This window comes from Eisenbergiella porci, assembly GCF_009696275.1.
Classification (GTDB): domain Bacteria; phylum Bacillota; class Clostridia; order Lachnospirales; family Lachnospiraceae; genus Eisenbergiella; species Eisenbergiella porci.
The window spans coordinates 1-11103 of the sequence record NZ_VUMI01000066.1; the positions used below are offsets into that span (position 1 = coordinate 1).

At 50.2% G+C, this 11103-nt stretch carries 8 protein-coding genes, 1 pseudogene and 1 other annotated feature; of the genes and pseudogenes, 1 reads left to right on the top strand and 8 read right to left on the bottom strand.

Going from position 1 to position 11103, the window contains the following annotated elements; translation table 11 throughout:
• Positions 1-261: 261 nt before the first annotated feature.
• The 7 genes and pseudogenes from FYJ45_RS25465 to FYJ45_RS31555 form a co-directional block, all read right to left on the bottom strand.
• Positions 262-885: a DUF4340 domain-containing protein gene (locus tag FYJ45_RS25465; RefSeq protein ID WP_195841983.1), complete on the bottom strand. Its 624-nt coding sequence runs from the start codon at positions 883-885 to the stop codon at positions 262-264.
• Positions 885-2999: a Gldg family protein gene (locus FYJ45_RS25470; RefSeq protein ID WP_154467887.1), complete on the bottom strand. Its 2115-nt coding sequence runs from the start codon at positions 2997-2999 to the stop codon at positions 885-887. The genes FYJ45_RS25465 and FYJ45_RS25470 overlap by 1 nt, the downstream gene beginning before the upstream one ends.
• Positions 2983-4056: an ABC transporter ATP-binding protein gene (locus FYJ45_RS25475; RefSeq protein WP_154467889.1), complete on the bottom strand. Its 1074-nt coding sequence runs from the start codon at positions 4054-4056 to the stop codon at positions 2983-2985. The genes FYJ45_RS25470 and FYJ45_RS25475 overlap by 17 nt, the downstream gene beginning before the upstream one ends.
• A gap of 331 nt (positions 4057-4387) precedes the next feature.
• Positions 4388-4882, bottom strand: a pseudogene (locus FYJ45_RS32430) (response regulator).
• 207 nt (positions 4883-5089) lie between these two features.
• Positions 5090-7513, bottom strand: a complete 2424-nt coding sequence (leuS, locus tag FYJ45_RS25490; protein WP_154467895.1) for a leucine--tRNA ligase — start codon at positions 7511-7513, stop codon at positions 5090-5092.
• 121 nt (positions 7514-7634) lie between these two features.
• Positions 7635-7883, bottom strand: a binding site (T-box leader).
• Positions 7884-8003: 120 nt separating this feature from the next.
• Positions 8004-9635: a CvpA family protein gene (locus FYJ45_RS25495; protein ID WP_154467896.1), complete on the bottom strand. Its 1632-nt coding sequence runs from the start codon at positions 9633-9635 to the stop codon at positions 8004-8006.
• Complete coding sequence (locus FYJ45_RS31555) at positions 9632-9754, bottom strand: hypothetical protein (protein ID WP_268890977.1); 123 nt, start codon at positions 9752-9754, stop codon at positions 9632-9634. Before FYJ45_RS31555 ends, FYJ45_RS25495 begins: the two co-directional genes overlap by 4 nt.
• A gap of 228 nt (positions 9755-9982) precedes the next feature.
• On the opposite strand from FYJ45_RS31555, the gene FYJ45_RS25500 reads away from it, so the two are divergent.
• Positions 9983-10906 carry a glycosyltransferase family 2 protein gene (locus tag FYJ45_RS25500; RefSeq protein WP_235931015.1) on the top strand — a complete coding sequence of 308 codons (924 nt, stop codon included), beginning with the start codon at positions 9983-9985 and terminating at the stop codon, positions 10904-10906.
• 30 nt (positions 10907-10936) lie between these two features.
• Here FYJ45_RS25500 and FYJ45_RS31560 read toward each other — a convergent pair whose 3' ends face one another.
• The gene (locus FYJ45_RS31560; protein ID WP_268890978.1) at positions 10937-11059 is read right to left on the bottom strand and encodes a hypothetical protein; all 123 of its coding nucleotides are present in this window, start codon (positions 11057-11059) and stop codon (positions 10937-10939) included.
• Between the last annotated feature and the right edge of the window lie 44 nt (positions 11060-11103).

Here is an 11103-nt window from a genome sequence, read left to right on the forward strand (position 1 = left end):
GATTTGAATTACATTTTAAAATCCCATGGCAATGGGTTTATTAAGGTTACCCTTTTTTACATCAGCTGCTTGAAAAAAACTTTGTAAACATTTTTCATTTTACCTATTGACATTTCTTAGCTGGACTGTATACTTTCTGAAGACAAGTATTCATTTTTGTACAGAGCCATAACACCGGCAGCTTTATAGCTTCAAAAAAACGTCCGCCCGCCAAAGCCGGAGCTGTGACGGACGGACAAATGCTCTTTGCAGCCTGTATTTTTAATTCTCTGCGGAGGCTGTTTCTTCACCGTTCTCAGCCGGCGTTTCCGTTTCGGTTTCAGCAGGGGCTTCCGTGCTTTCTTCTGTCGTTTCAGGCGTCTCTTCAATAAAATCTGCCGGTTCCCTGTCAAAGGCGGTAACGATATAGGAGCTTACCGCATAAACCTGGGAATTTCCTTCCAGGCGGACATAGTAATCCCCGGTAATATCATTCTTGTTTCCCACATGAAGAATTACGCTGGAGCCGTTTCCCAGGCCGGCGGTTATTGTACCTGCCGGATTATCCAGCCCGTATTCCGCCAGATTTTCCGGAGTTTCCACCACTGTATCCGTGGTGATATGATCGATATTGTTTATAAGCGCGCTGATCTCTGTCTGATCCAGATTCATTTCCCGGTCGTCCGCATTGTACCAGGTGTCATCCTCCTTCACAAAATTCAGGGTATGGGCTCCTGTTACGGAAATTGACTTTACCTCCCCGGAAGAAAAATTCGTAACCACAGCAGTTTCCGGCGCCGTTTCCTCTGTTTCGCTTAAATCAAGATGCTTGACGAGAAAATAGGCGCCTATGCTGAGCAGGCAGATAATAATCAGAACAATCAGCTGGATTCTTTTCTTTTTCATCAGCGTTTCCTCCTTCCGGCCCATACAAAAATACCTGCGACAATCAGCCCCAGAGGCAGGAACAGCATCAGAACGGAACCGATGGTAAAGGCCGTGCCGTCATTCACCGTGATTACAGAGGCTTCATAGGATTTCACGGGAACGGATACGCTCACCTCACTGTCGGACATGGAGGCTACAACATTGGTAAACAGCGTCAGGTTGGCATCCGCCACCATGGTATTTGCATTGTCCGTAAACAGATTTTCCGAGGTGAACAGCGTCAGCTGCGCTGTGCCTTCCTCCAGTGTCTTTTCCGCATGAACGCCCACGTCAAAGGGGCCTGCCGCGTCGCCGTCTTCCATATTTACCGTCTGCGCCTGATTGATATCGGTCTTGGAATAGGAGGACGCTGAAGTGGTGAGCAGAGGGGTTATGCTCACACCCTCCGTCTCCTGCGATGTAATGCCCTGGGCATAAGGCATGAAAATATATTTTTTGCCTGCTACGCCGTTTGTGAGGGAATCATAAGCTACCTCCGGCAGCAGGTAGGTGGGCTGCTGATAGCACATGGAGGAATCTCCCTCCAGCACAAGCCCGTTTACCACGGACAGCCCGAAGTAATCAAGAACCTTCTGCAGGTTCGGCATGGATGCAGCAAAATCATCCACATAGGAGGTGGTCATCAAAATCTTCCCGCCTTTATCCAGATAGGCAACCAACTTATCCGCATCGTCGGACGAAATATCGCTGACAGGCGCCATAATCAGCACTCCCTGGGCATCCTCCGGCACGCTCTCCTGGGTAAGGAGATTGATGGATTGAAGCGCTACATTCTGCTTTGTCAGCCCATTCTGGAATGCGGTGGAAAGCGTAAGCTCATCCTGCCCCTCCAGCGTATACAGCACAGGCATGTCGTCGCTGGTCACATAGGCCAGGGCGCTTGTGATCTGTCCTTCTCCGTCATACCCCGTCACCGTGCTGCTGTAGGTGGTATAATCCACCTGCGTTTCATATATATCGCTGTAATTGATTACCTTGAACCGCTTGTCACTGACCACAATGAGGGAATTCATGCTGATATTGCCATCCGTGTAGTCTTTATAAAAATTCGGGTTTACCACCGGATCCTTATACTCCACCCTGATATGTCCTGAAAGGTCCGTATACCGATCCAGCGTTTGCTTCAGGGTGGTGTCCTGCTTTTCTTCAGACTGCAGTATGTAGATTGTCACATCCTCCGACAGATTCCTTGCAAGCTCTTCCGACGTATCCGTGAGAGAATAAAGTTTTTCCGCCGTCATGTCAATGGAGGTAAAACGGGCCGGCAGCTCTCCTGCCGCCAGATTTAAAAATACTGCCGCCACCAGCACTATGGCGATCATCCCTGTGCTGTAGGCCCCCATCTGCAGGCTTTTTACGGAAACCTGATAACGTCTCTTCTGTACCGACTGAACCGTGAGAAAGAGGAATACCACGGTAAATGTAATAAAGTAAAGCACCGATTTCAGCTCCAGCGTCCCCTGCATCATATTTTCCAGGCGGCTGGTCATATCATATACATTCAGTATTCTGGTAAGCAGATTCCCTGTGGAAGAAATCAGACCGGTAATGCTGCTCATCATATATCCCAAAAACAGCGCCCCGAAACTCAGAACCGCAGCGATGACCTGGCTTTCCGTCACAGAAGAAATGAATAAGCCGATGGCTATGCAGCTTAAGCCGTACAGATAATAAGCCAACAGCGCCGTATAGCTTTCTCCGAAGGATACCGTCCCGAACCGGGAAAGAATCAGCGGGTACACCGCTATCACAAGGGTGGATATGGTAAAAATCGTAGCCGCCGCCAGATATTTCCCAAGCACCACTTTTCCCACGGATACCGGGGAGGTAAGGATCAACTGATCCGTTTTCTGTCTGCGTTCCTCAGACATCATGCGCATCGTCAGAAGCGGAACGGTTATCAGCAGCAGAAAAAGAATGCTGTACACCGTGTTCGCCATGCTGGAATATCCGAAACGCAGGTTCAGGGCAAAAAAGTACAGGCCTGACAGGAAAATATTGGCCGCCAGGAACAGCCAGCCTGTCATGGAACAGAAATAAGCTTTCAATTCTCTTTTATAAATCGCTGTCATTGTCCGTACCCTCCTGCGCTTCTTCCGCTTCTTCTGATTCTTCCGCTTCTGCCGCTTCTTCTTTTTTACGTCCCAGGCGCAGCTTTTTCCTGCCGACTGCTTCTCCGACTTTTTCCCCGGTATTTTTTTCCGAATCCGTCAGTTCCAGGAAAATATCCTCCAGTGACTTGGCGGTAACATGCATATCCATTAGAGGCAGGCGCGCATCTGCAAGCAGATAAAAAAGCTTTTCCCGTATATCGCAGTCCTCCCCTGTTTTAATGGCCGCCTTTGTCTGCGTTTCCGATATTTTTTCCAGGCTGCTGCCCTCAATCTCTTCCAGGCCGTTAAGAACGGACTGCAGCTCCTCCAGGGTGCCCTTTACGGTAATTTCCAGCTCCTCCTCGCCCGTCATCAGTCTGGTAAGCCCTTCCGGCGTATCACAGGCCGCCAGGCTGCCTTTGGAAATAATCAGGATCTGGTCGCAGATCGCGCTGACCTCGGACAGGATATGGGAGCTTAAAATGACCGTATGCTTATCCTTCAGGCTTTTAATCAGATCGCGGATTTCAATAATCTGCTTGGGATCCAGGCCAACGGTAGGCTCATCCAGAATAATGACCTCCGGCGAGCCAAGCAGCGCTTGGGAAAGCCCCACCCTCTGTTTATAGCCCTTGGACAGGTTGCGTATCAGGCGGTCCTTCATATCCAGGATGCGGGTCATTTTCATGACCTCTTCTATGCTCTCCTCCCGTTTCCCGGAAGGAATCCGTTTCAGCTGCGCCGCAAAACGCAGGTATTCTCCCACCGTCATATCAGGGTAAACAGGGGGCATTTCCGGCAGGTAGCCGATGCAGCGTTTGGCCTCCTCCGGCTCCTTCATCATATCATGGCCGTTTATCTTTACCTCGCCTGCGGTGGGGGCCAGATAGCCGGTAATAATATTCATCGTAGTCGATTTTCCCGCGCCGTTGGGACCCAGGAATCCATAGATCTGGCCCTTTTCCACACGGAAAGAAAGGTCGTTGACAGCATAGTGGCTGCCGTATTTTTTCACCAGATGACTGACTTCTATCATCTTTTTGTCCTCCTATTATTTTTGGGTGCCGGTGGGGTGGAGCCGTGGTGCACTCCTGCGGGGCTGCGTTTCCGTGGGGGCGTTTCCGGGGGCTTTGGCCCGGCATGTTGGATCCGGCTGGGGCGGCGGGGGTTTTTCCGGATCCCGTTATGCCGGGCATTGCGATGAGCCTGGGGCAAAAATTGTGTCAGGAAAGCCTTCCACAATTTTCAGTCTCATCTCCATGGCATAGAGGGATCCGGAAAAACCCCCGCCGCCCCAGCCGGATCCAGCATGCCGGGCCAAAGCCCCCGGAAACGCCCCCACGGAAACGCAGCCCCGCAGGAAAGCATCACGGCCGCAGCACGGCAACTCTAAAAATAAATGTATTCCCAAAATGTGTAAAAATGTTGGTGGAACTGTGATTTTTCTGTGAAATATGTATAGAAATGGGGAGAGGACATGATGTCGGGGATGGAAAGGGTTTGGAGGAGGAGGGCTGCGGTAATGGCGGAAGGTGGAACCGGGGCCTTGGCGGAGAGGTAGAGGTAAATGTGGCCGAAAGGGAAAAGGGCTTAGTCAGGTAGTCGTCCGCTCCCAGATTCAGGGCCTTCACCTCGTCCAGCTCGGAATCCCGGGCGGTGAGCATCAGCACAGGCGTCTGTGCCAGGCGGCGGATCCGTTAGCAGAACTCAAAGCCGCTCCCGTCAGGCAGGTTGCAGTCCAGAAGAATGAGATCACAGGCGTTTTTTCTAAACTGCTCTTCCCCCTCTTCCATGGTCGAAGCCGCAATGATCGAATAGCCTTCCGCTTCCAGGGAGTAAGCCAGCCCCTCCTGCAGATCCATATCATCCTCTTATTATAAGTACTGTACTCATTTTTGCTCCCTTCATAACAGCTCCTGTCTCCGACATTTTACTAAACCAGCCTCTATTGTTTAATCTCCGGCTTGCGGCATTCTCTGACTCTGCCGTTCATAAGCCGCATTTATTTCCTCAGCAGATACAAAAGGGCCTGCCGGAGAGTTTCCGGTAAGCCCTTTTATTCAGCCGTATTAAGGCTTTACAACAATATTAATAATCTTGCCCGGAACATAAATTTCCTTTACCACAGTGCCGCTCAGCTTGCCTGCTGCTTCCAGCGCTTTCTTGCCTTCCGCAATGGCGTCTTCCTTGCTGATATCAACAGGTACGGTGACAACCAGCTTGGTTTTGCCGTTCACCTGAACTGCCACTTCCTTTTCGTCATCCGCCATGGCCGCCTTGTCGGCTACGGGCCATACCGCATGGAATACGGAATCAGTTCCGCCCAGCTGACGCCACAGCTCTTCACCGATATGCGGTGCAAAAGGAGCCAGAAGGATTACTGCCGTCTGCAGTGTTTCCTTGTCGATGCCGCCGTTTCTTGCCATATCCACCATTTTGTTGGTATATTCCATAAAGCCGGAAATTACCGTATTGAGGCTGAAGTTTTCCAATCTGGTGGTGATTTCATGGATCATTTTGTGGCGTACCTTCACCATTTCCTTCGTGGCCTGCACGCCGCTGTCCTTATTGTCCATAACCAGATTCCAGAAACGGTTCAGGAAACGGTTTACGCCGTCGATTCCTCTGTCGTCCCATTCGCTGTCAAGCTCCGGCGGCCCTACGAACAGTTCGTACATACGCAGGGAGTCACAGCCGTAGTCTCTTACCAGATCATCCGGGGACACCACGTTTCCTTTGGACTTGCTCATCTTGATGCCGTTCTTTCCGGTAATCATACCCTGATTGAACAGCTTGACAAAAGGTTCGTCAAAATCGATTACGCCGATATCACACAGGAACTTGGTGTAGAAACGGGAATACAGCAGATGAAGCACCGCATGCTCCACACCGCCGATATACATATCAACCGGCAGATATTTGTCCGCTTTCTCGCGGCTCACCAGTTCCTTGTCGTTTTTGTTGTCCACATAGCGGAGGAAGTACCAGGAGGAGCCGGCCCACTGAGGCATGGTATTGGTCTCTCTCTTCGCAGGCGCGCCGCAGACAGGGCAGGTGGTATTTACCCACCAGTCAATGTCGGCCAGAGGGGATTCTCCCGTTCCTGTAGGCTGATAGGATTCCACCTCGGGAAGAAGCAGCGGAAGCTGATCCTCCGGCACCGGTACGCAGCCGCACTTCGGGCAGTGAACAATCGGGATAGGCTCGCCCCAGTAACGCTGGCGGGAGAATACCCAGTCACGCAGCTTATAGTTAACTGTTTTGCGGCCAATTCCCATTTTTTCAATCATCACAGGTGCTTCTTTCTTGAGCACCGCGCTTTCCATGCCGTTCCATTCACCGGAATTGATCATGGTGCCGGAAGCATCCGTATAGGCTTCTTCCATATTTTCGATTTCCTTACCATCCTTGGCAATTACCTGGATAATAGGAATATTGAATTTTCTGGCAAATTCAAAGTCTCTGTCATCATGGGCGGGAACGCACATAATCGCGCCCGTGCCATAATCTGCAAGCACGTAATCGGAAAGCCAGATCGGAACCTTTGCGCCGTTTAAAGGATTGATGGCATAGGTTCCCGTAAACACGCCGGTTTTTTCCTTATCCTGAAGCCTGTCCACGTTGGATTTCATGGATGCCTCGTAGATATATTTTTCCACGGCTTCCTTATTTTCAGGGGTAGCAAGCTTTGCCGCCAGCGCATGCTCCGGAGCCAGGACCATAAAGGTCGCCCCATGGAGGGTATCCGGCCTTGTGGTGTAAACGGTGATCTTCTCATCGCTGCCCTCTACCGGGAAATCCACTTCAGCGCCGTGGGATTTACCGATCCAGTCGGTCTGCATCTTCTTTACCTTTTCCGGCCAGTCAAGCTTGTCCAGATCGTTCAGCAGGCGATCCGCGTAGGCTGTGATTTTCAGCATCCACTGCTTCAGGTTCTTCTTGGTAACCTCGGCGCCGCAGCGTTCACATTTGCCGTTTACCACTTCTTCGTTGGCCAGGCCCGTCTTACAGGAAGGACACCAGTTGATGGGCATTTCCTTCTCATATGCCAGCCCTGCCTTGAACATTTTTACAAAAATCCACTGGGTCCACTTATAGAAATTCGGATCGGTGGTATTGACTTCCATATCCCAGTCATACAGAGCGGCGATCTGCTTGATCTGGCTCTTGATTTTGGATACGTTGTCCGCCGTGGATACAGCGGGATGAACTCCCATTTTAATCGCATAATTTTCTGCGGGAAGGCCGAATGCGTCCCAGCCCATGGGATGAATGATATAATGGCCGCCGTTTAACATTTTATAACGGCTCCACACATCGGAAATGACATAGCCTCTCCAATGCCCTACATGAAGTCCGTTTCCTGAAGGATAGGGAAACATGTCCAGACAGTAGTATTTGGGTTTCTTTCCGTCGTTGACGTTGATGGGATGGGCCTCCCACTCCTTACGCCATTTTTCTTCAATCTCTCTGTGATTGTATGGTGCTGCCATAGCTTCCTCCTTTTTACTGCCGTTTAAAAGCTGGCGGGCAACTGCCGCGCTGTTAAAATTACCTCGTAACAATAACCGCATACAGGCTGTCCCGCTGCATAACAAAAGCCCTTTCTTCCTGGTTAGAGACGAAAGGGCTTGTTTCCGTGGTACCACTCTAATTCGTACCGTCTGCTTTGACTGCAAACCGGTACGCACTTATTGTTCTGTAACGGGAATTCCCGCTCCGGACTACTTTCCTGCTCCTGCATGAACAGGCTTCCCCCGGAGGACTCCAAGGCGAGTTGGGGACTTCTCCTTACCGCCTCGCACCATCCGGCGGCTCTCTGAAAAGGCCAGGTTCCTTATTACTCCTCTTCCATGTCTCTTGCTCTTTTTACTTCTGCCGGTGAAAATCTTCTGAAATTCCCCGGAAACTAGGGATTATTCTATCCTTTTTCCCGGGAAATGTCAATAGCTTTGTCACTCTATCCGGCGCCTGGCAGCCAATTTACTCCAGGGTCTTAACCGGATTCAGGCCGCCTTCGTCTTTATACTGGAATTTGATAGAGTCTCCGGGATTGTAGCGGACGATTCCAATCAGGCTGTCATCCGACAGATCCACATCAAAAATATTCTCATTTCCCTTGATGCAGATGTAATAATGGGTGGTTCCTTCCAGAACCACGGGGGAAATGGATTCAATTATGCCAGAAACATCCACATATGCTTCAGTATTCTGGCTTACGATGCCGTTAGTGCTCAGCAGTTCGTTGTAACTCTTCTCACAGGCCTGTATAGTATCTCCGATGGCCACCCACTGGTACTTCTGCACGTTTACCATGGCGTATTTTTTCACCAGGCCTGCGGCATCCTTCAGAGCCATGAAATAAGTGGGTTCATCCGCAATGTTCAAAAGCAGGGGGAAGGTGGCCCGGTAGCCCAGGTTCTGTACCTGCCCTTCCGCAGAGGACATGGCGGACATTTCCGTGGCGCCCTCCACCCTGTAAAATCTGGTTTCCATGGTTCTCTGATTTATGAGCACAAAGCCTACATTAGACTGGTCACCGTTTACGGAGGTAATGCCCGTATATACCCAGACATCGTCATCCAGCGCAATATAGTTGTAGCCATTAGTGGTCACCAGGCAGTCCTTCTGTCCCAGCACGCTGTTGAAGAAACCATGCTGATACATGCCATGATAATCATACAGCTGCATCAGAAGCTCTGCGGAATACACCTTATCAATCCACTGTGGAACATCCTCTACGTCGTAATCCGTGCATTCTCCGGTTACCGCATTGCAGAGCACCACTCTTCCCACGGTCTCGCCGCCAAACAGCCCGATATTGAATTTCTTCACGGGGCATACCCAGTATGGCACGCCGTTATCATCGATTTCAAAGAAAATCTGGTCACCGAAAATGTAGGTCGGGAACTGGAAGCGAAGATGCCTGTAAAGATTGCGGTTAAAATATTCGGATTTGGAATATTTAATTCCTTCGTCCAGCATCACACATTCTGTATCCTGAGTGGTCATATCAATACGCATATAAGCCGGGATTCCGTTCTTCTGGTTGGTCAGCCACTTAATAGGGCTGGCATATACCAGCGGCGTCACACGTACCGGAACGCCGTTTACGTTAATCTGGGTATAGTCATCCGCCACCTCAAACTGGGACACCATCTCCACCAGGCTGCCCATTTTCCTGTCTCCCAGAAGCGCAGCCGAATCCTTATCCAAAAGGGGGATCGTGCGGTAATCCACTTCCTTGATATCATCCGTAAAATTCCGGGTTTCCAACGTTAAAAGCTGCTGGTACTTCTTCGCATTGACGATAGGGGAAGACAGAATGCTTCCGATTACATAAGCAGCCAGCAGTAAAAGCAGCAGGATTCCCAAAAATTTTAAAGGCTTATGCTCCTTCAGGCTGAAACGCAGGGCCACGCCTCCCGTTCCCGCCATATCCTTTCCCGCCTTGCGGATCGTATAAACCACCATCACAGCCACAATCGCCGCCATGATGAAAAACCAGAACCCGCTGGAATGAATATTGATGGCCGGCAGTGTCACATAATAATAAATAAACGCTACAGCAGCCGCCAACGCTCCTAAAATCGTGTATAAAACGCCTTTCTTCATATAATAAAAGCTCCTCCCTGCCGGCAGCCAAAGGGCCGGCAATTACTTTCCACCAGTTCCTGCCAGGAACTGGTGCGGTTCCTGTAAACCAGTTCATTGTACCACAATCTTCCTCCCATAGCAATGCTTCCGCACCCGGCCAGCCCGCACCGGGATGACCGCGCTGTTGCATACATCTTTTCTTCTTGTTTCCTTCCCCTCCCTCATGCTAAAATAGATACAGCATTAATTCAGGCCATATAACTGTCCGTTCAGCGCAACAGTTACGAAGCCATACCGCATCAGCAAAGCGGGACGTGAACAAAACTGCTGCTTTAACAGCAAAATAAAACTAAGAGAGGCAGAGCATGGAATTGGAAAATCCTCTGATTACCATTATTATTCCCATATATAACCGGGAGCAAACCCTGGAACGCTGTCTGTGCAGCGTGCTCAGGCAGACCTATTCCCATCTGGAAATTATCGCAGTGGACGACGGCAGCACCGATCACAGCCGCGTCATCCTTGACAAATACCAGAAAAAGGATTCCCGCCTGCGCGTTGTACGCAAGGAAAATTCCGGTGTGTCGGAAAGCCGGAACCTGGGGCTGCAGCTGGCCCGCGGGGAATACATACAGTTTGTGGATGCGGACGACTGGATTACACGGGACGCCACGGAAATCCTGCTGAAGGCTATGCAGACCGGTTCGGAAATGGTAATCACCGATTATTACCGCGTCATTGGCAGAAAAATCTGGATCAAGGGCCATATTCCAGCGTCCAGCCTGATGAGCAGGGCGGAGTTTGCCAGATATATGATGAAATCCCCCGCCAATTTCTATTACGGCGTCACCTGGAATAAATTTTACCGCATGGATATCATACGGGACAACGCGCTGTTCTTTTCCCGTGAGCTGGACTGGTGCGAGGATTTCAAATTCAATCTGGAATACCTGAAATACGTTTCCAATATCCGCGTGGAGACCAGGCCCATTTATTACTATGTAAAAACAAAGGGCAGTCTGGTGGACAGCAAAATCGACCTGCGGGAAACCATCCGCACCAAACGTATCCTGTTCGGCTATTACAAGGAGCTTTACCAGGCTCTGGATATGTACGAGGAAAATAAACTGAAAATTCAGAGCTTCTACCTGGAATTCGCACGGGATAAAATCAAATCCCCCGTACTGCCGGAGCCGCCGCTTATATTAAAGGGAGAAAAAATCCCCAAAAAGAAAGCCTCCCCGCCCAGACCTCATTCCGGTAAAAAAACAAAGTCAGATACCCCGTAATATTCTGCGGGATATCCGACTTTTTTTGACCTATTCCTCATTGCCCAGCTTCGTATAAACCTTCCGGGAGTATCCGTTGGAAACGGTGACCGGCTCTTTCGTATAGCATCCCCAGGAAAGCTCGGGATAATTAAACTCGCTGTCTATAATCAACCGTGTATCCCCATAATCATTTTCCCCGAAAACAAGGAAATGAT